Here is a 19,847-nt window from a genome sequence, read left to right on the forward strand (position 1 = left end):
GGCCATGACCTTCGAGTGAGATCTCGTGTCGGGCCGGGCGCGCTCAGGAGCCGCATCGGGACATGCGGCGCATGGCCGCAATGCCGCAGGGCGCGAAAAGGCGCCGACACGGCGCGATGAACGGGCGTCGCGGGACACTAGGCTAGGACCGGCTCGAGGCGTCGGCGGTCGCGGTGGCCGGCCTCGGACGCTCGATCGGCTCGGGCCGAGCGCCGACGTCCACCGTCGGCACGACCGACATGCCGGGCGCCAGACCGAGGTCGTCGACCGCGCCCGGATCATCGAACACGATCTTGACCGGCACGCGCTGCACGATCTTGACGTAGTTGCCGGTGGCGTTCTGCGGCGGCAGCAGGCTGAAGGTCACGCCGGTGCCGGGCTGGAACGACTCCACGCGGCCGTGCAGGGGATGATCCGGCAGGGCGTCGACCTCGATGTCCACGGGCTGGCCGACACGCATGCGGCTGAGCTGGGTCTCCTTGAAGTTGGCCACCACCCACGGGTCGTCGGCAACAACCGCCAGGGCCGCCTGGCCGGCGCCGAGATGGCTGCCGGCGAGCACGGACTTCTCGGCGATCGTGCCGGCCTGGGGCGCCCGGATCTCGGTGTAGGACAGGTTCAGCCGCGCCTGCTCGACCTCGGCCTTGGCCTGGGCGATGCGGGCCTTGGCGGTCGAGGCCTGGGATTCGCGCAGCGCGATCTGGTCGGGTGCGGCCCGGGCCTGTGCCAGCCGGGCCTTGGCTTCCCGCACCCGGGCCCGGGCGGAGGTGGCGGTGGTATCGGCCTGGTCGAGCTGCTGGCGCGAGACTTCGCGCTTGGCGTAGAGTGCCCGATAGCGCCGGGCATCGGCGGAGGCGCGATCGGCCTCGGCGCGGGCGGTCTCCAGCGCGGCCTCGGCGCGTTCGATGTCCGCATCGCCGGTCTGGCGGGTCACCGACAGCTGCTTCTGGCTGGCGTCATAGGATGCGCGCGCGGCCTCGAGGTTGGCCTCGGCCCGAAGCAGGGCCGCCTGGTAATCCGCCGGGTCCAGCGTGAACAGGGGGTCCCCGGACGCGACGTGCTGGTTGTCGCGCACGAAGACCTGGTCGACCGTGCCGGTCACGCGGGGCGCGACCTGCACGATGTCGGCCTTCACGAAAGCGTCGTCGGTACTCTCCTGATTATGGGTGAGAAACCAGTAGACCAGCGCGCCCAGCGCACAGAGCAGGGCCAGCAGCGCGGCGATGATCGCGACTCGTCGACCCTTGCCGCCGCCGTTTCCGGATGGTGACGGCGCCGTATGCGGCGAATCGTGCGTGTCGGCGGTCTCCGGGGCGGCGTCGCTCATGGCGTGCTGGACTCGTGCAGGCTGAATTGCCGGGCGCGGCCGAGCGCCGCGGCGAGATTGATCCGGGCGCGGGCGTATTCGGCCAGGGCGCTCACGCGCGTGTCGCGGGCCTCGGCGAGCGCGGCCTGGGCGTCGACCACCTCGACGTTGTCGCTGACCCCGGCGGCGAAGCGATCGCGGGCGAGCTCGAGCTCCTGGCCGGCCAGGTCGAGGCCGGCGCGGGCGGCGGCGACCCGGTCGCCGAGCGTGGCCAGCGTGCGTCGCGCCACGCGCACGTCCTGCTCGACCTGGATGCGCGTGTCGCGATAGCGGATCCGCTGCTGATCCAGACGGCTGGCCGCGCCGTCGATGTGGGCGCTGATCGCGCCGCCGTCGAAGATCGGCAGCTGCAGCTGCGCGCCGACGCTGTAGGTGTCCTCGAGATTCTCGTCGTAGGTGTTGCCGGATTCGCCGTAGGCGGCCGATATCGCCACCGTGGGTAGACGCTCCCCGCGGGCCGCGGCCAGGCGCCGGCGCCCCTGGGTGATGCGGTCGGCGGCCAGACGCACTTCGGCGCGGGCGTCCAGGGCCGAGGCGATCGACGCCGCCTCCGGCGGCACGGCGACCGGGGCGTGGTCGAGATCGTCGCTCAGGGCCAGGGGGGCGTCCAGCGGCAGGCCGGCGGTGCGGGCCAGCCGGATGCGTGCCCGGCTGCGCTGCGTGCGGGCCGCGGCCAGGCGCGCCTGGGCCCGGGCCCGGCGCGCCTTGGCACGGGTGACGTCCACGCCGGTGGCGATGCCCGCGTTCTCCTGGTCGACGGCCAGCCGGACCAGGCGTTCGGCCAGTTCGAGGTCCGCGCGGGCGGCATTCACCGTTTCGTCGCTGGCCGCGGCCGCGACGTAGTCCAGCGCCGCCTGGGCCGCCACCTGTTCGCGGGCGACGGCGAGCTGGTCCGCCGCGATCGTCTCGCCCACCCGGCTGCCGCGATAGCGCTGCCAGGCGCTGTAGTCGAACAGATTCTGGCGCAGCCGGGCCCGGGCGTCGAAGCTGTTGTAGGTCATCACGTCCGGCACCTCGATGTCGGCGGTCTCGGCCGCGGGGCCGAGGCGTTCGAGTGCGGATTCGATGTCCAGCCCCTGGGCGGCCGGGTTGATCTGCTGGCGCGACTGCCCGGCCTCCGCGGACAGATGCGGCAGGAACGCCGAGCGGGCCTCGCGCCGCTGCCCGGCGGCCTCGTCGCGGCGGGCGTCGGCGAGCAGGGTCTGGACATTGCGCGCCAGGGCGCTGTCGACGGCCCGGCGCAGCGACAGCTGTTCGGGCAGCTGCAGCGCCTCGGCGTCGGGCGGCGCGGCGAGCGCGGTGGTGGCGAGTACGAGCGCGAGCAGAAGGGCAAGCGAGGAGCGCATGGTCAGTGTCCGAGCAGACGCGTGAGCAGGGCGCGCAACTGGTCGCGTTCGGTCTCGTCCAGCGGCGCGAGCACCTCGTCGATGGCCGCGGCCGCCGCCGGGCGAATGGATTCGAGGGCCGTCCGGCCGTCCGCGGTCATGGTGACGACATGGGCCCGGCGGTCGGCGGGGTCCGGTTCGCGGGCGACCCAGCCGCGCTTCTGCAGGCCGTCGACCAGATAGGTCACCGTCGTGCGGTCCAGCCCCATCAGGTCCGCGATCTCGCTCTGCCACAGCCCGGGGTTGGATTCGAGCATCAGCAGCAGGCCGTAGTCGCGGCCGGTGATGTCGAAGTCGCGGGTATGGGCCTCGAACAGCCGCTGCTGGCGCTGATAGGCCCGCGCCAGCAGATAGGGCAGATGACGGCGGATCGAGGTCGGAATGCGGGGCTGCACGGCGTGTTCCGGGGTGGCCAGGCGATAATAGTGCACTATGCAGCAGTCTAGAATCAAGACTATCTGCCTAAAACAAGATCGACGCCATCGACGATGCCGACGTACCGGACGCGGTCGGCGTGTGGCCGGACGGGAAGGGCCGGGCGCCGGTGTCGGCGCCCGGAGCGATCAGGCGGGGCTGTGGTGGACGGCTGCCCGCTCGATCAGGGCGGCGACGTCCAGCGGCGCGCCGATCGTGCCGTAGGCGATGCCGTGGTCGCCGCCCAGTCGGGCCGCGCAGAAGGCTTCGCCGACCCAGGGCGCGGCGCCGGTCAGCAGGATGCGCGCCTGCAGCGCGCGGGCCACGGCCTCGGCCACGCGCCGGGCCTGCATCGGCTCCTCGGCGCGGTCGCGCAGCAGCGTGCGCAGGTGCGCGCAGTGGGCGTCATAGGCCGGGTGCGCGCCGGCGGCGCCGGCCAGTTCGGCCTCGAGCGCGTCGAGCGTGTCCGAGCTGCGGCTCATCGCCCGCAGCATGTCCAGGCACTGCACATTGCCCGAGCCTTCCCAGATCGAGTTGAGCGGGGACTGGCGGAACAGCCGCGGCAGGATCGATTCCTCCACATAGCCGGCCCCGCCCAGGCATTCCTGGGCCTCGTTGACCAGCGGCGGCGCGGTCTTGCAGACGAAATACTTGCCCACCGGCGTGGCGATGCGTGCCAGCAGGCGCGACGAGTCGTCGTCGGATTCGAAGGCGCGGGCCAGACGCATCGACAGCGCCATCGCGGCCTCGGACTCCAGCGCCATGTCGGCGAGCACGTGCTGCATCAGCGGCTGCTCGCTCAGGCGCGCGCCGAAGGCCTCGCGGTGACGGCAGTGGTGGATGGCCTGCACGACCGCCTGACGCATCAGGCCGGCGGAGCCGAGCATGCAGTCCAGCCGGGTCTGGGAGACCATGTCGATGATGGTGGGCACGCCGCGGCCGGGCTCGCCGACGCGCCAGGCTTCGGCCTCCCGGAACTCGACTTCGGAGGAGGCGTTCGAGCGGTCGCCGAGCTTGTCCTTGAGCCGCTGAATGTCGATCGCGTTGCGGCTGTCGTCGGCGCGCCACCGCGGCAGCAGAAAGCACGACAGGCCATCGTCGGCTTCCCGGGCGAGCACGAGAAAGGCGTCGCACATCGGCGCGGAGAAGAACCACTTGTGGCCGGTCAGCAGATGTATGCCGTCGCCGGCCGGCACGGCCCGGGTGGTGTTGGCGCGCACGTCCGAGCCGCCCTGCTTCTCGGTCATGCCCATGCCGATGGTCAGGCCGGTCTTGTCGGCGATCGGCCGGCACGCCGGGTCATAGGCATCGGCGAGGATGCCCGGCAGCCAGCGCTCGGCCAGCGCCGGCGCATGGCGCAGCGCCGGCACGCAGGCGTGGGTCATGGTGATCGGGCACATCGTGCCCGCCTCCATCTGGTTGTGCAGGTAGAACAGCGCGGAGCGCACCACCTGGGCGCCGTCCCGGCCCGCGGTCCAGGTCAGCCCGTGCAGGCCGTGTGCCTTGGCCAGCTGCATGCTGCGGTGGTAGGCGGGGTGGAAATCGACTTCGTCGATGCGCTGCCCGTAACGGTCGAAGGTGCGCAGCGCGGGCGGGTTCTCGTTGGCGTCGAAACCGATCTCGACGAGTTCCCCGCCGGCGATCGCGCCGTAGGCCTCCAGCCGCGACCGGCCCCAGTCGCCGCCCTCGCGTCGGACCGCATCGATCAGCGCGACGTCGGAGCTATAGGCGTTGTAGTCGACCAGCGGCGGCGGCTGGTTGTCGACGGCATGGGTGGCCAGCGCGGTGCGGGGGCGGTAGGGCGTTGCGGACATGGCGGGTCGGGATCGGCTGCGTACCATCGGGCTTCATTGTGCCCAAATTGGGCCGGCTGCCCAGTGAAATTCCGATTACCGACGGGCGCCGCCGGCAGCCGAGCCGGCAGGCGTCGGCGCGGCCGGCGCGATGCGGATCGCCGCGGTCCGGCGCGTCCGCGCAAAAAAAGGCCGACCCGGAGGCCGGCCGTGGCACGGGGCATACCCCCGAAACCACCCGATAACGGTCAGCCGTCCTTGCTCAGCGATTGTTCGGTCACCCGTTCGCGTTCGTCCCAGTGCTTGCGCATCGCCTCCAGTTCCTCGGGCGGCAGCGACACCAGGCCGAGGGACTTCAGCATGCCGCGGTCGCTGGCCATGGCGTCGGACAGGAACAGGGTCACGTATTCGTCCATGCCGGGGACCTTGTCGATGTGATCGTTCTTGACGTAGAAGAACAGCGAGCGCGAGACCGGGTATTCACCCGAGGAGATGAGCGCGCGCTCGGGTTCCACGCCGCCGATGGTCGCGGCCTTGATCTTGTTGCGGTTCTCCTCGAGGAAGGAGTAGCCGAAGATGCCCACGGCGCTGTCGTTCTGGGCCAGCTTCTGGACGATCAGATTGTCGTTCTCGCCGGAGGGCACGTACTGGCCGTCCTGGCGGATCGTGGTGTAGGCCTCGTCGTAGCCGTCCATGTTCTCGGTGGCGTGCGCCATGACCAGTTCCTCGAACGCGTCGCGCGTGCCGGAGGACGTCGGCGGGCCGTAGATCATGATCTCGCGATCGGGCAGCGACGAGTTGATCTCGTTCCAGCGGTCGTAGGGGTTGTCGACCAGTTCGCCGTCCTCGGGGACCTGCGCGGCGACCGCCAGGGTGAGCTGCTCGCGGGTCAGGTCGAGGTCCGCGTTCTCTTTTTTCTGGCCCACCACGATGCCGTCGGCGCCGACGATGATCTGGGTGATGTCCTCGACGCCGTTGTCCTGGCACATCTGCAGCTCGGAGGGCTTCATCTGGCGCGATGCGTTGGTGATGTCCGGGGTGTCTTCGGCCAGGCCGGCGCAGAACAGCTTGAAGCCGCCGCCCGAACCCGTGGATTCGACCACCGGCGTGCGAAAATCCGTGGTGGCGCCCAATTCTTCGGCCACGTAGGCGGCGAACGGATACACCGTCGACGAGCCGACGATGCGCATCTGATCGCGCGAGAAGTCGCTGTCGGTCGCTGCGGCGTCGTCGGCGCTGCCGCCGTTCGCCGTATCCTCGTCGTTGCTCGCTCCGCAGGCGCTCAGGGCCGCGCCGGCGACGGCCAGCAGGCACAGCGAGCGCAGTAGGGCAATGGGTCGGGTCGGGGTCATGAATACTCCAAGGGCCGGCGGCAGCCGGCGATGATCAAAGCCTCGCAGGCCGAGGTTACATTTTCGTTTCGGCTGCCGCCCGGGTCTCCGGCGCAATCCGCCGAACCGGGCCGAATTCGCCGATGAACGAGATCTCGGGTGTCAGCCAGTAGCCGGTCTCGGCGTGGACCGTGCGCTGGACGTGCATGATCAGCGCGCAGACGTCGGCTGCGCTCGCCCGGCCGTGGTTGACGATGATGTTGGCGTGTCTGGGCGAGATCTGGGCGTCACCGCAGGCGAGACCCTTGAGACCGCACTCGTCGATCAGCCGGCCGGCGCCGATACCCTCGATCTTGCGGAAGATCGAGCCCGCCGAGGGTTCGCTGTCCAGCGGCGGATGGCGCTCGGCGCGCCAGCGCAGGTTCTCGTCCATGATCCGCGCGAGCATCTCCGCGGGCGCCGGCTCCAGTTCGAAGGTCGCCGACAGGACCACGTCGTCGCGGGTGTGCAGAATCGACTGGTCGTAGCCGAAATCGAAGTAGTCGACGTCCACCCGACGGCGTCGGTTGTCCGCGGTCAGCAGTTCCGCCGACTCCAGGATCTCGCCGATGAACATGGTGCGCTCGCGCGTTGGCGCGGGCGACAGAAAGTGCAGGTTCTGCCAGAGCGCGCCGCCCACGGTCGACGGGATGCCCACATAATGTTCGAGGCCCGAGAGGCCGTGGCCGGTCGCGGCGTCGATCAGGTCCGGATAGATCATCGCGCCGCTGGCCGCGGTCACGCAGGTGCCGCGCACGGTGATCTCGCGGGCGTGGTTGGCGATCACCAGCCCCGGATAGCCGCGGTCGCCGATGAGGATGTTGGCGCCGCTGCCGAGCAGGAAGTGGTCCACCTCCAGGGCGCGGGCCGCGCGTACCGCGATCGCCAGCGCCTCCGGCGTGCGCGCCTCGAAATACAGCGCCGCGGGTCCGCCGATGCGAAAGCTCGTCTTCGAGGCGAGCGGGACATCACGCTTGAGTTCCCGGCCCAGACGTCGGGCCAGAGCGCGCCGCTGGGCGGGCGTGGGCGTACGGGGCTTGCGCATGGAACGGCGTCGTGGAAGCGGTCAGCCCGCAATATTCAGGGCGACTGTGCGCGAACACAAGCCGGCGCGGACCGGTCGGGCCGGCGCAAGCGCGCCGGTTTGGCTTAAGCTGGCGGGGCCATCCGTTGTCGAACGAGCCCGTCTTGCCCCAGTCGCCGCCCATCGTCGTCTTCGATCTGGACGTCACGCTCACCCGGTACGACACGTTTCTGCCCTTCGTCGTCGGCTATCTGCGCCATCAGCGTCGGCGCCGCAGTCTCGCGCTGTGGCGGCTGCCGGTCAGCCTGCTGCGCTTCTGGCGCTGGGGCGACCGCACCTGGGTCAAGACACAGGTGCTGCGCGCCTTTCTCGGCGGCCAGCCGCGTCACCGCGTCGAATCCTGGTCCGAGCGCTTCGCCGACGAACTGCTGGCCGATGCCATGCGCGAACAGGGCATGGTCCAGCTGCGCCGTCACCAGGCCGAGGGCGCGCGGGTGATCCTGGCCACCGCGAGTTTCGATATCTACGTGAGCAAGCTGGCCGAGCGGCTGGGCATCGACGAAGTGCTGTCGACCCGCGTGGCCTGGAATGCCCGCGGCCGGCTCGTCGGCATGGACGGCGAGAACTGCCGCGACGACGAAAAGCTGCGCCGAGTCCGGGCGCTGCTCGGCCAGCCCGACGAGGGCACCAACGTCACCGCCTATTCCGACTCCCACGCCGACCTGCCGCTGTTGTCATGGGCCGAGAACGGCGTCGCCGTGTGCCCGTCGAAGCGCCTGTTCCATCAGGTCGGCGGTCTGGGGCTCGAGGTGGCGCGCTGGTAGACCTGTCCGCGATCCTGCTCGGCGTCGCCGTGGGCCTGGCCAGTCTGGCCCAGATCCTGCTCAAGCACGGCATGAACCGCGCGGGCGACGCGGCGTCCGGCCATATCTGGCTGCGCCCGCTGCGCCAGCCGCTGGTGCTCGCGGGCATGAGTGCCCAGGTTCTTCTGACCTGCATCTGGCTCGTCGTGCTTTCGCACGTCGACGTCGGGCTGGCGTTTCCGGTGCTCGCGCTCAGCTATGTCCTCGTGGTGGCCTACTCCGCGCTGTGGCTGGGCGAGACCGTCGGCCGCCGCCGCTGGCTGGGTGTGCTGCTGATCGTGGTCGGCGTCGGGGTTCTGGCGCGTGGCGCGTAGGCCCGTCGATATCGTCGGCGCCGGCCAGCTGCTGCTCGCCGTATCGCTCATGGCGGCCGGCCAACTGTTCATGCGGCGGGGCATGCTCGACTTCGGGCCCGTCGACTCGTTCGCCGACTTCGGCCGGCTGGTCCGGGGCGGGCTCGCCTCGCCCGCCAGCATTCCGTTCGTCTGGGCCGGCATGATCGTCTACGCCGCCGCGGTCATGGTCTGGCTGCAGGTGCTCTCGCGCATGGCCCTGAGCATCGCCTTCCCGCTGATGGGGCTGAGCTATGTGCTGGTCTATCTCGGTGCCGCCGCCTGGCCCGCCCTGGACGAGCCGCTCTCGCTGCAGCGCTTCGCGGGCACCGGGTTGATCATGTGCGGCGTGGCGCTGGTGGCCGGCTCGGGAAGCAAAGCCTGCTAGGTTCGCTCATTCGGGGTCTGCGCTCCAACGGTACGGAGCGTTATTCGTGTCTGACCCCTTATTCGCAATGTCCAATCAGAAGCCGGATATACAACCGTAACCGTTCTTCGGGCTGCCGAACATCAAATGTCGGATCTACTGCTTGCGGGAGGCGTCCATATACAATTTGTTAGCTGCGTGCATGCTAGACGCATTGTATGGAATTACTATTTGACTCGCGTGTAAGTTTTTTCATCAAGGACTCGCTGGACTTGTTTCACATTTTTTGCACCTATTCGTTGGAATATTTCTTCTGCAGAATAGTCATTCGACAGGTGCCGAATAGCGCGAACCTGTTCAACAGACAATCTGCCATCTCGACCGCAAATTTGGGCGATGGCCCAATTGTCATCTTGCCACTTCTCAGCCACCCATGGCGCTGGCAGCCCTTTCCTTGGGTGGTCTTTTAACCACTCGCTTACGATACGATCTCGATCATCGGGCATAGGAGTTACAGCCTTTGAAAGTAAACCGTTCTCACGGAGATACTTCAAACCCGATTTACCCCCGGGAATCATGTTTAATCGTCTTTGATCGTGCCAGTGACCCTCTACTAGATATTCCTCAGTTGCGTAAAGCTTTTCTAATTCGTCGGTGATGCCCATCACCTTGTGATGAACGTAAGAAATTCGACCGTCCAACTGCTCTTCTCGATATTTTCGATGGAACAACAGAGGACTGCCGGATTGGATAGCCCGCTTGTGTTCGGACCACCGCTTTTGCCAGCTGCGTGTAGTAACGCCTACGTAAAAATATCCATCATTCGGGTAGTTGGCTCGACCACCGAATATGTGCTGATAAAGGACATATGCTTTCTTAGGGAATCGGCTTGGAGCAAGTAGTAGCCGCGCCGGTATAGAAAATAGTTGGCTAGGCTCATTAATGCCACTTTCGTCTATCGTTATTTTCCCAGTTCTAGCGGCCTGAAGAAGAACGGGGTCAGTAACAACATCTACCGAGATCGTTGGCTCGATGACGCGCTCATTTTCAGCGAGGCTAACTCCTGATTGAAATGTATCGCCGGTTCCAACTGTACGATGGCCCGCTTTCAATCTTTGCTGTGGCGCTATAAAGCCGGGCGAATCGCCGAGAAATATGAAGCAAATTTGTGGGATAGCTTGGCCCGGCTTGAGCCTAAATATTCCCTGCGGATTCCGAGCAACCTTTAACCACTCGCGGCCGTAATCGGATGATCGAACGAAAGCATTCAACAAACCTTCTACTTCACGTCGTCTACGAAGTAAGCGCTTCGGGGCCAAATGCTCCCACCAAGATCGATTAATTGTCACTGCGTCTTGGGTCGCCATAATTTGCCTTTAGACAGCTAACGCTTTGGCTCAGCCGTCGCGTACAGCGGTCGGCTGCAACCACTAGTTAGCCAAATCATTCGCCTCACGACTCCCGGTCACGACGTGCCCCCGAATCCATTTAATTAGCTCTTCCACCGTTCGGCTATCAAAAATAACTTCATCGTACGAACGTTCGCTGAGTTGCGCCCTGAATGGGGCCCAACTAGTCACGTCCTTCGGCCCGGTGATGCCAAGGTGGTATTCGATATCGCCACCAGTCCACAGCCAGATTTTGTGTACTTTTAGTTTTTCGTGGAGTGCGGATGTCACCGAGCTTGCCCCCGCTTGCGCGCTCCACTCGCGAAGTACCGCGGCGGGCCTTTTACCGTCTGGATTCTCCTTATCCTTGCGAGGCCGGCCATTGTCACCGATGCAAATATCGTGATCATGCTCCGCCATCTTGGCCAGTTGCCAGAGGCACTCCTGCACGTGTTCGTCGTCCTCATCTAGCAGATTGCTCTTGACTGCGTCGTTTATCGCAAAGTCAATATCGACCAAGGCACAGGCCTCTATGCCTAGCTCTCGCATAACTGCGAGCGTACCCGGGATATTGCTCGCGCCACCAGGCCCGATTATGGCTAGACTATCCTCTTCGGGACGAACCCGGCATATCGCTTCGTACACTGAGGGCAGTAGATATTGTTCGGTAGCCCCTTCAACGATGAGCGCCGCATCACTGAACAACCATTCACTGGCAGCCTCCATCCTCGCGAGTGCGTGAAGTCGTTTATCCTCCTCATCGACCCTCTTCTGCAACGCCTCCCGCGCGGTCGGCATAACGTGCGTCGTAAGACCGGCGCCTTTGCGAACGATGTGCGTCTCAGGAATGTCTTGACGACCAATCATCAACGGCGAATGCGTGGCGTACACAACTTGATATCCATTTACCGATAGATCCTTCAGCGCTCTATTAAGTTGCAGAGTTGCCTGTGGATGGAGGTAGAGTTCTGGTTCCTCAAGGAGAAGCAGGCGACGTTGTCCCGACCCGCCCTCGCGTGTCTTTAGTTCTGAAAGATATCGAACGAGCGCCATCTGGATGCTGCGCTGCGCACCGTGGCCTAGGTCACCGAAATCACGCGTCCCCTCCCAGCCTCTCTCCCGTACCCGGATCGTCCCCTTCGCGAACAGCTCCGATACTGTGGGTACGGGTATGTCGACGTGTAGGTCAATGCCAGGAAAGAAAGCACCAAGCGCGCGAGTCGCATCACGGTCGAATCGCGCAAGCTCTTCGGCCTTGTCGCCCCCCTCGGCGGCTAGCCGATTCTTGACTGGCTCCAAAGCTCTGGCAATCTCTACACCATGAGCCTGCTCGGTTGGGCCAGTGAATTCCTTTAGTAGTTTCCCAATTGTCGATGTCGATTTGGCTTTGCTCGCGTCTTCGGCTGCATCTTCCATCGCTCCAATCACAATTGGCTCTGGAAACAACCTCTTCAGCGCATCTGGTATCCCGCTTGGATTATCCTTCCACTTTGTTATGGCTCCATCCGGATCGATCTCTTCTGGTACCTGCAATTTAATTCGGCTGACTGAAAGCGAAGGCTCTGCTTGAACTCTGCGCAGGTATAATGTGCCGCCCGCAATATGGGGCTCGATCTTACTGCGGTGCCTCTTCTCTAACTGGTCGAGCACCCCGGAATCCAGGCCCTCCAGCCGTGCAGTCACGGCGACGGGATCGCTTGGATTGTTGAACGCTGATTCCGGAAGAGAGCGCGGTGTAACGAACCAGCTTAAAGCGTCAAGAATGTTCGATTTGCCACCGTTGTTGTAGCCCACCAAAGGCGTGCAGGCGCCGAGCTGGATCTCTACGCTCCGGCATGATCTGAAGTTTTCTACTACTACATGGGACAGTCCATGCATCAGTGCCTCCTTGGGGTGTACGCGAACGTGCCCGTTTGTAAGAGATCTCACCGTCGGAGCTAACGCCTGAGCTCAGTTGCCGCCGGAGCAGCCGAAGGTTGCGGAGGGAACCCAAAGCGCGGCAGCGCTTTGGGCGGTCAACTGCAGCTTATCGTTAGGCTATTTGCCTTTATCCGATACTTCTTCTAGGTAACGCCTATAAGGCTTCATCAAAGCTCTAAAATAAAGATCCAGCAACCAATTGCTCCTGATTGATTCGAACATCAGCCGCCCGAGTACGCCAGGTATAAGTTCCGCGTCTGTTCTGATTTTGGTCACTACCCCAGGCTGTCTAAATTCGGGCAGCAATTGGTTCGGCCGGCTGCTAAGCAGCGCACGGACAACGAATTCTTCACTCGGATTAATGTACTCGAAAGTGAGTTTAAGCGACTGATTTTGATCGACTATCATTGTATTAAGCGCTCTATCAGCGCCTGGGGCCGTTTCTACCACATCCACGGCTAAGATTCGCGCTTCATCGCCTACAATAGAAACGTCGATTTGCCCTTCATAGAGCGGCTCTGTACCAGTATTAACTATACGTATATCAGACGTATAAACCGTCGGTAGCACTCGACCGTGAACTCGGATTTCGACTATTTCGGAAATGGACGAGTCGACTTCGATCAGCCGGGCGGTGCGGCTTGAGAAAATGCTCAATTCAGAGCGAGGGTCGTTTCTTCGACTGATCAGCCAACCGAAGATGCCCGATAAAATTGCTCCCGCGATGGCTCCGGAAACAGCAAAGATCCCGTTTATAAACTCTGGTTTCATTTACTTTCGCCTAACGTCGCATTCAGCGGCTTGTCCGCTGGAATGCATTGTTATGCGAAGTGCTCATCGAGTGAACCCATGACTCAATCTTGGACTTTTCTGCCGAATCCATCCGATATAGTTTTGCCTTACAGTATTCTTGCGCTCCATTTGTTAGACGACTGGTTGTGGCTACGATGCCTTTTGTTGCCCCGGCATCATCCACTGTTGCCCAGAACGCCCGAACGGAATCAACTTGCACCGGATTCTGCTCAGAATATTGCTTGCACTGAACCAAAATCATTTGCGGCCCAGAAATCGGATCGTTTTTCTTCACTATTACATCAATCCCACCATCGCCACGCCCTTGCGTCACTTCCACTTCGTAGCCGTTTTTGCGGAAGTATTCCCCTGTAAGGTACTCAAATTGTCGCCAATGAATTTCACCAACCTCCGCTATCTGGCGTGACAAATAGTCAATATATCGTTGATCAAAGTAGCAGCCGGAATCTTCTGAATCAGGGATTTCTTCAGATTCAAACAGTGCGTCTAGAGGTACAGATCCATTCCAATCGACCGATTCAGGCATTTCATTATGGAAAACATACCTATCTTTGTAGTCTCTAATAAGGCCGCCGAACTCAGGTATGGAGGAGTATTCTTCCGGCATTTCTCGCTTATACAAGGCGTTCTCCGCGAGATGGTGTTGAATCAATGAGCAAACTTCGACCTTCTTCATCACATCATGAGCATCTACACCAAAACGCGACAGATTGTTCTCCACAAAATCAATGACAACACCCGAAAGATCTCTCTCGTTCTGCAAATAGCCAACCTTGTACATCAAATGAATAAAAGCTTCCTCAAAATCTAACATATCTATTCTGATGAGCTCTTCCTTGTTCCCTTCCCACCAGCCCTCTGACAAGTCGTTGAGGAGACCAAGTGCTTTGCTTTCTGAAAGCGTTAATCCGGCCTTGATGCCCACAAGGTCAATCAAATTGTCAACTAGATGCTGCCTGGGAGACCAAATATGCACTTCAATTCCTCATCAATCGCATAACGCCAAGTATACGGCTGCTGCTAGGTATAGCGCTCACTTAGAAATTCCTATAACGATGCCTCTGCGCCGCGAATAAAGCATTTTATGTTCGGATTGTTCTGTTATAGGAACACGCCGGATCGCCGGGTGCGGACGAGTGGAATTGTGCTCATGAACGAAGCGCGTGCTATCTCGAAAGATATGCGATGAAGGTGGTCGATATGGATCACGGGTTGGGCAGCTGTTTGCCATTGTCCAATTCCTTTCCTGGTTACCTCTGCGATGTGCTCTCGGACGTGTTTTCGAAGCCGCATGCGTCGGCGGAGGTACAGAACAGCTCCGGCTGAGCCGGTTCGAGGCCGGTGAGTGTCAGTGTCGGCGTGGCCAGGCTGATGCCGAGCTGGTCGAGAATTGGGTCCAGGATCGGGCCCAGGGCGGTTTCGGTTAGCGTTTGAAGCAGGTCGGTGATGCCGTTCAAGGCGCCGCGCAGCAATGGCCGCGTCAATTCGGAGAGTAGATCGCCCAAGCCATCGAGGATGCTTCCTAGCCATCCGCCGCTGTTGTTCTGCAGGAGCTCGAAGTCGAGGTTGATGTTGCCCAGCAGTGAGGCGATGTCGGCGGTGCGCAGTTCCTGGTCGGCCTCGATGGTGCGGGGCAGATCGTCGAGGTCCTGGATGTCGTCGAACACCGGGGTGTAGTCGTCCGGTTCGGGGAGGGTGGATTGCGCATCGTTGTAGTTGAATACTTCGGCCACCGAGGTGCCCAGTACGCGCACGGCCGCGCGCGCGTCGGTGTTGATGCTGCCGTCCTCGTTGACCGTGCCGATGGCGGCGGCGGCCGGTGCCGTCGATGCGCGGGTGGCGACCCGATAACGGCGGTCGTCTCGCGACGGGCAGTCGATGCGCTCGAGGTCGGCCCGGCCCTGAGCGACCTGAATCGCCACGGGCAGGGTCACGCGCGCCACTTCCGCCAGGCCGCCGAGCTCCAGATTCAGGTCGAGTCGCAACCCCAGGGATACTTGTGACGAATACACGGTGGTGTAGTAATCGCCGTCGGCATTCGTGCCCGCGGGGCCGATGGCGAGAGAGGCGGGCTCGAGCAGGCGCAGGTCCACGCTGACGCCGCCGAGGCCCGTCGGTAGACTGTCCAGGTCCAGAGGAAGATCGACGGCCGACTCGCGGTCCGCGGCGACCAGCTGGGCCGCGGCGTTGACGATGCTGCCGAGCGCGATCGAGGCCTCGCCGCCGACCGGGCCGGCGAGGTCGAGAATCTCGGAAAGCGGCTGGTCGCCGAGTACGCTCTGCACGGTGCCGACCACGCTTCGCGAGAGCGTGTTGATCTGGTCGGACACGTTGTCCAGCGCTTCGCCGACGGTCACCCGGGCGACGTCCTCGCGCGTCACCGCGGACGCATCCACGCCGAGCAGGTCGGCCAGGGTGACGCTCACTTCGGCCAGATCGCCGAGGCTGGCGACGTCGACGTCGGTGCCCAGCAGCGCGGACAGCAGTTCGGGCTCGACGCTGGCGAGCGTGGTGCCGAGTTGCAGCCCGGCCGTGGGCAGGCTGCGCGCTCCGGCCGATGCCGACAGCGTCGTCTCCTCGTCGTTGAACAGGGCGAACAGCGGCTGGAAGTTGCGGTCGGTGAGCGTCAGCCGCACGCCGTTCGGCTTGTCGTCGACGCCGGTCGCGTCGTCGAAGGCGTACAGGCCGTCGCGTGCGTCGATGCGGCCGGTGTCGAGCCTCGCCAGCGCGGGGCGGCTGTCCTCGTCGCGGCCGGCGAAATTCTGCGCGACGCTTGCGAGGGCGGCGTCGTCCGGCGAGCCGTCGCTCAGATCGTTCCGGCATTCGCTGGCTGCGCGTGCGGCGTCGAGCGCCGCCAGATTCGCCGCCGACTGCAGCCGGGCCTGCGCCGCATAAAGCCGGCCGGTATCGATCGCCAGGGCCAGTAACGCCACGGCCGCGACGATGAAGGCCGCGGTCATGATCAGGATGGCGCCGCGCTGGCGCCGGGCACCGGCTGGTGGTTGGCGGCGTGTCACCTCGGTCGGTCTCCCCCGTGCTGCGTCGCCCTGGGGCGGCTGGCGTACACTTCGACTCGTATCAGGCTATCGGCCGCTGTGGCTGCGACTGAACACGGTCATGGGCAGCGGCCAATCGAGCGCGTAGACTTGCGCCGCCTTCACGGGGAGCTGGCGAGACAGGCACAGGCATGAGCATGCTGGAGTACACCGTGACGCCGGTCGATGCGCCCGCGCATCGCTATCGCGTCGAGATGCGGGCGCGCGTGCGGCCCGGCCGGCCGCTGCGCCTGAATCTGCCGACCTGGATCCCCGGCAGTTACGTGATCCGTGATTTCGCCCGGCACCTGCTGTCGATCGCCGCGTACTGCGAGGGCGAGGCCGTGCCGCTGACCGCGGTCACGCGCGCGTCCTGGGAATGCCTGCCGACGACGGCCGAGCTGGTTCTCGTCTGCGAGTTTCATGCACGGGATGCCTCCGTGCGCGCGGCCTATCTCGACGACCGCCGCGGTTTCTTCAATTTCACGTCGCTGGCGATCCGGCCGGAGGCGCTGGCCAACGCGCCCTGCCGGGTAACGCTGGCGCCGCCGACGGGCATCGACGGCTGGCAGCTCGCCACCACGCTCGCCGCGGACTCGGTGGATGCGCGCGGCTTCGGCACCTACCACGCGGACAGCTACTGGGACCTCATCGATCAGCCCGTGGCCATGGGGGCGGCGATCGAGCACGTGCCGTTCACGGTGCGCGACGTGCCACACGCTTTCGTTCTGCTCGGGCGTCACGACGCCGACACGCGGCGTCTGGCCGCCGATCTGGCCGCGGTCTGCGAGGCCCAGGCCGCGGTCTTCGGCGAACTGCCGGCGACGCAGTATCTGTTCCTCGCCCAGATCGTGGCCCGCGGCTACGGCGGGCTCGAGCATCGCGAATCGAGCGTGCTCCAGGTGGCCCGCGACGCGCTGCCGGCCGCGCTCGGCCCGGCGGACGGCGCGGCCGAACGCAGTGCCGCCTACGAGACCCTGCTGGGCCTGTGCAGCCACGAATACTTCCACCTCTGGAACGTCAAGCGGATCCGGCCGGCCGCGGTGGCGGAGAGCGATCTCTCCGAGGAGGCGCACTTCCGCGATCTGTGGGCCTACGAGGGCGTGACGTCGTATTACGACGATCTGGCCCTGGTGCGCGCCGGGCTGATCGACGAGCAGGCCTATCTCGATCGTCTCGCGCGCCTGGCCACGCGGATCGAGCGCACGCCGGGTCGGCATCGCCAGAGCCTGGCCCAGTCCAGCTTCGACGCCTGGCTGAAGTTCTACCGCCCGGACGAGAACACCCCGAACGCGGTGGTCAGCTATTACGGCAAGGGCGCCCAGTTCGCACTGGCGCTGGATCTGATGCTGCGCCTGGACACCGACGAGCGGGCGAGCCTCGACGACGTCATGCGCCGCGCCTGGAGCGAATACGGCCGGCATCACACGCCGATGCCGGAGAACGGGCTGGCGGAGATCGCTGGCCGCGTCAGCGGTCTGGAGCTGGCGGCGTTCTTTGATCATCACCTGAACACCACCGCGGATGCCCCCTGGGCCGAACGTCTGGCCGCTTTCGGCGTGCGCGCGACCTGCGCGCCGGCCGGCGACGACGAGGCGGCGCTGCTCGGCCGGCTGGGCCTGCGGCTGGCCGCCGGCGAGCTGCCGCGGGTCATGCACGTGTACGACGGCACGCCGGCGCGGGCCGCGGGTCTGGCGGCGGGCGACCGGTTGATCGCCTTCGACGGGCTGGCCGTCGACGACGGTCTGGGCGGGCGTCTGGCACGCCATCCCGCCGGCGCCCGGGTCGCCGTCCATCTGCTGCGCGGCGACGAACTGCTGGAGCGCACGGTCACGCTCGCCGCGGCCGCCGCACCCGAGTGGCATCTGACCATCGACGACAGCGCGGACGCTGCCGCCCACGCCCGGCGCCGCCGCTGGTTGAGCCATGGCCACGACGCGTCCTGAACACTGGATCGCGCCCGAGGCGGCCGACACGCTCTGCGGACTGTTCGCCGCGCGCGTGGCCCGCAGTCCGGATGCGCTGGCCTATCGGTTCTATTCGCCGCGCCGCCACGCCTGGGTCGAGCTGACCTGGGCCCAGGCCGCGGACCGCGTGGCGGCCTGGCGCGCGGTACTCGACGAAGCCGGCATCGGCCGCGGCGACCGGGTCGCGATCATGCTGCGCAACAGTCCGGAATGGCTGTGCGTGGATCAGGCGGTGATGTCGCTGGGCGCGATCACGGTGGGGCTGTTCTGCAACGACACGCCGGCCAGCAACGCCCATCTCATCGCCGACAGCGGCGCGCGGCTGCTGGTCGCGGTCAAGGCGCGCTGGGCGGAGCGCATTCTGGCGGCCGACGACTGCCCCGACCTGGAGCGGGCGCTGATCTTCTCGGGGGAGCCGCCCGAGAACACGCGCATCGCCAGTGCGGACGCCGCGCTGGCCGCGCATCGGGATGCGGCGCCGCCGGATCGCGCCGAAGCCGGTGCCCTGGCCAGCCTCATCTACACCTCGGGCTCGGCCGGGCGGGCCCGCGGCGCGATGCTTACCCACGCCAATCTGCTGTCCAACGCCCACGCCACCGCGGATGCGCTGCCGGCGATCGACGACGAGCACGCGCTGTCCTATGTGCCGCTGCCGCACAGCTACGAACGCGTGGTCAACGCCTATCGCGCGATGATCGTGGGCGCGGTGATCACCTTCTGCCGCCATCCGCGGTTTCTCGGGCTGACGCTGGCGCGGGCGCCGATCACCACGCTGGTGGGCGTGCCGCGGATCTACGAGCGCTTCTATGTGGAGCTCAACCGCTGGATCGCGCGCCAGCCGCGCTTCATGCAGCGGCTGGTGCGCCTGACGATCGCCACCGGCCAGTCCGTGTTCGAGCGCCAGCAGGGGCGCAGCCGCCGGCGCGCGCGGCACCTGCTCTGGCCGCTGCTGCGCTACTTCGTGGCGCGGCCGTGTCTGCGCCGGTTCGGCGGCCAGATGGAGGTCGCGATCTCGGGCGCGGCGGCGCTGCCGTACCCGGTCGCGCGCACGCTGGTCGGCCTCGGTCTGCCGGTGCTGCAGGGCTACGGCCTGACCGAGGCCGGCCCGGTGGTCAGCGTGAACCGCATCGACGACAACCAGCTGGACAGCGTCGGTCGGGTGCTCGACGGCATCGAGACCAAGATCGGCCCGGACAACGAACTGCTCGTGCGCGGCCCGGGGGTGATGCAGGGCTACTGGAACCGGCCGGCAGTCAGCGACACGTCGCTGTCGGCCGGCGGCTGGCTGCACACCGGCGACAAGGTCAGCCGGCTGGACAAGCAGCGGCTCTATCTCACCGGACGCATGAAGGAGATCGTGGTGATGACCACCGGCGAGAAGGCCTCGCCGGAGCCGATCGAGGAGACGCTGCAGCTGGACGAGCTGGTCGAGCGCGCGGTGGTGGTCGGCGAGGCCCGGCCGGTGCTGGCGGCGGTCGTGAGCTGTTCGGCCGAGACGCTGACACCGGTGATGCAGCGCCTGTCGCTGGACCCGGCGGCGCCGGCGAGTCTGATCAGCGCGCGGCTGGAGAATTTCTTCATCGAGCGCTTCGCCGTGCTGCTCGCCGGCTACCCGACCCATGCGCAGATCCGGCGCGTGGCGATCACCACCGACCGCTGGAGCGAGCACAACGGGCTGGTCACCGCGACCGGCAAGATCCGGCGACGCCGGGTCGCGCGCTGCTATGCTCGCGAGATCACCCGGTTGTACGGGCGTCGCACGCCGGGCGAGAAGATGGACGTATCGCAGAATACCAATCTGGGGTAGGGG

The 19,847-nt window shown here is 65.3% G+C and carries 16 protein-coding genes; 5 read left to right on the forward strand and 11 right to left on the reverse strand.

Annotation, left to right across the window (positions count from 1 at the left end; genetic code table 11):
- Positions 1–142 precede the first annotated feature (142 nt).
- The 6 genes from SAOR_RS03520 to murB form a co-directional block, all read right to left on the reverse strand.
- Complete coding sequence (locus tag SAOR_RS03520) at positions 143–1,327, reverse strand: HlyD family secretion protein (RefSeq protein ID WP_123630239.1); 1,185 nt, start codon at positions 1,325–1,327, stop codon at positions 143–145.
- Positions 1,324–2,712 carry a TolC family protein gene (locus SAOR_RS03525; RefSeq protein ID WP_123630240.1) on the reverse strand — a complete coding sequence of 463 codons (1,389 nt, stop codon included), beginning with the start codon at positions 2,710–2,712 and terminating at the stop codon, positions 1,324–1,326. The genes SAOR_RS03520 and SAOR_RS03525 overlap by 4 nt, the downstream gene beginning before the upstream one ends.
- A 2-nt stretch (positions 2,713–2,714) precedes the next feature.
- The gene (locus SAOR_RS03530; protein WP_123630241.1) at positions 2,715–3,182 is read right to left on the reverse strand and encodes a MarR family winged helix-turn-helix transcriptional regulator; all 468 of its coding nucleotides are present in this window, start codon (positions 3,180–3,182) and stop codon (positions 2,715–2,717) included.
- Positions 3,183–3,314: 132 nt separating this feature from the next.
- Positions 3,315–4,979, reverse strand: coding sequence for an isovaleryl-CoA dehydrogenase (locus SAOR_RS03535; protein ID WP_123630242.1), 1,665 nt, complete (start codon positions 4,977–4,979; stop codon positions 3,315–3,317).
- A gap of 227 nt (positions 4,980–5,206) precedes the next feature.
- On the reverse strand, positions 5,207–6,310 hold the full coding sequence (locus SAOR_RS03540) for a PstS family phosphate ABC transporter substrate-binding protein (RefSeq protein ID WP_123630243.1): 1,104 nt from the start codon (positions 6,308–6,310) through the stop codon (positions 5,207–5,209).
- A 55-nt stretch (positions 6,311–6,365) separates the two neighbouring features.
- Positions 6,366–7,373 carry a UDP-N-acetylmuramate dehydrogenase gene (gene murB / locus SAOR_RS03545; protein ID WP_123630244.1) on the reverse strand — a complete coding sequence of 336 codons (1,008 nt, stop codon included), beginning with the start codon at positions 7,371–7,373 and terminating at the stop codon, positions 6,366–6,368.
- A 143-nt stretch (positions 7,374–7,516) separates the two neighbouring features.
- On the opposite strand from murB, the gene SAOR_RS03550 reads away from it, so the two are divergent.
- Genes SAOR_RS03550 through SAOR_RS03560 form a run of 3 tightly spaced genes read left to right on the forward strand, consistent with a single transcriptional unit; the run spans position 7,517 to position 8,935 of the window.
- On the forward strand, positions 7,517–8,176 hold the full coding sequence (locus SAOR_RS03550; RefSeq protein ID WP_185015531.1) for an HAD-IB family hydrolase: 660 nt from the start codon (positions 7,517–7,519) through the stop codon (positions 8,174–8,176).
- Positions 8,177–8,205: 29 nt separating this feature from the next.
- Complete coding sequence (locus SAOR_RS03555) at positions 8,206–8,529, forward strand: EamA family transporter (protein WP_185015532.1); 324 nt, start codon at positions 8,206–8,208, stop codon at positions 8,527–8,529.
- The gene (locus SAOR_RS03560; protein WP_123630247.1) at positions 8,519–8,935 is read left to right on the forward strand and encodes a DMT family transporter; all 417 of its coding nucleotides are present in this window, start codon (positions 8,519–8,521) and stop codon (positions 8,933–8,935) included. The genes SAOR_RS03555 and SAOR_RS03560 overlap by 11 nt, the downstream gene beginning before the upstream one ends.
- Before the next feature lie 206 nt (positions 8,936–9,141).
- Here SAOR_RS03560 and SAOR_RS03565 read toward each other — a convergent pair whose 3' ends face one another.
- The 5 genes from SAOR_RS03565 to SAOR_RS03585 form a co-directional block, all read right to left on the reverse strand.
- Entirely contained in the window at positions 9,142–10,281 is a 1,140-nt protein-coding gene (locus SAOR_RS03565; RefSeq protein ID WP_123630248.1) for a GIY-YIG nuclease family protein, read from the reverse strand.
- 63 nt (positions 10,282–10,344) lie between these two features.
- The gene (locus SAOR_RS03570) at positions 10,345–12,180 is read right to left on the reverse strand and encodes an ATP-dependent nuclease (RefSeq protein WP_123630249.1); all 1,836 of its coding nucleotides are present in this window, start codon (positions 12,178–12,180) and stop codon (positions 10,345–10,347) included.
- Positions 12,181–12,339: 159 nt separating this feature from the next.
- Positions 12,340–12,993, reverse strand: a complete 654-nt coding sequence (locus SAOR_RS03575; protein WP_123630250.1) for a hypothetical protein — start codon at positions 12,991–12,993, stop codon at positions 12,340–12,342.
- A 22-nt stretch (positions 12,994–13,015) separates the two neighbouring features.
- On the reverse strand, positions 13,016–13,960 hold the full coding sequence (locus tag SAOR_RS03580) for a restriction endonuclease (protein ID WP_185015533.1): 945 nt from the start codon (positions 13,958–13,960) through the stop codon (positions 13,016–13,018).
- 325 nt (positions 13,961–14,285) lie between these two features.
- Positions 14,286–16,052 (reverse strand): pilus assembly protein TadG-related protein, encoded by a 1,767-nt coding sequence (locus tag SAOR_RS03585; RefSeq protein WP_123630252.1) that lies wholly within the window; start codon positions 16,050–16,052, stop codon positions 14,286–14,288.
- A gap of 170 nt (positions 16,053–16,222) precedes the next feature.
- Here SAOR_RS03585 and SAOR_RS03590 point away from each other — a divergent pair, with 170 nt between their 5' ends.
- Positions 16,223–18,016, forward strand: a complete 1,794-nt coding sequence (locus SAOR_RS03590; RefSeq protein WP_123630253.1) for a M61 family metallopeptidase — start codon at positions 16,223–16,225, stop codon at positions 18,014–18,016.
- The gene (locus tag SAOR_RS03595; protein WP_123630254.1) at positions 17,997–19,844 is read left to right on the forward strand and encodes an AMP-dependent synthetase/ligase; all 1,848 of its coding nucleotides are present in this window, start codon (positions 17,997–17,999) and stop codon (positions 19,842–19,844) included. The genes SAOR_RS03590 and SAOR_RS03595 overlap by 20 nt, the downstream gene beginning before the upstream one ends.
- The last annotated feature ends 3 nt before the right edge of the window (positions 19,845–19,847 follow it).

It is taken from the genome of Salinisphaera orenii subsp. orenii MK-B5 (genome assembly GCF_003788635.1).
Taxonomy (GTDB): domain Bacteria; phylum Pseudomonadota; class Gammaproteobacteria; order Nevskiales; family Salinisphaeraceae; genus Salinisphaera; species Salinisphaera orenii.

What these genes read in the sequence shown, in the direction of transcription:
- SAOR_RS03540 (WP_123630243.1), bottom strand. Translation starts at nt 6,310, where the DNA reads ATGACCCCGACCCGACCCATTGCCCTACTGCGCTCGCTGTGCCTGCTG.
- SAOR_RS03520 (WP_123630239.1), bottom strand. Translation starts at nt 1,327, where the DNA reads ATGAGCGACGCCGCCCCGGAGACCGCCGACACGCACGATTCGCCGCAT.
- SAOR_RS03535 (WP_123630242.1), bottom strand. Translation starts at nt 4,979, where the DNA reads ATGTCCGCAACGCCCTACCGCCCCCGCACCGCGCTGGCCACCCATGCC.
- SAOR_RS03575 (WP_123630250.1), bottom strand. Translation starts at nt 12,993, where the DNA reads ATGAAACCAGAGTTTATAAACGGGATCTTTGCTGTTTCCGGAGCCATC.
- SAOR_RS03595 (WP_123630254.1), top strand. Translation starts at nt 17,997, where the DNA reads ATGGCCACGACGCGTCCTGAACACTGGATCGCGCCCGAGGCGGCCGAC.
- SAOR_RS03525 (WP_123630240.1), bottom strand. Translation starts at nt 2,712, where the DNA reads ATGCGCTCCTCGCTTGCCCTTCTGCTCGCGCTCGTACTCGCCACCACC.
- SAOR_RS03590 (WP_123630253.1), top strand. Translation starts at nt 16,223, where the DNA reads ATGAGCATGCTGGAGTACACCGTGACGCCGGTCGATGCGCCCGCGCAT.
- murB (WP_123630244.1), bottom strand. Translation starts at nt 7,373, where the DNA reads ATGCGCAAGCCCCGTACGCCCACGCCCGCCCAGCGGCGCGCTCTGGCC.
- SAOR_RS03570 (WP_123630249.1), bottom strand. Translation starts at nt 12,180, where the DNA reads ATGCATGGACTGTCCCATGTAGTAGTAGAAAACTTCAGATCATGCCGG.
- SAOR_RS03565 (WP_123630248.1), bottom strand. Translation starts at nt 10,281, where the DNA reads ATGGCGACCCAAGACGCAGTGACAATTAATCGATCTTGGTGGGAGCAT.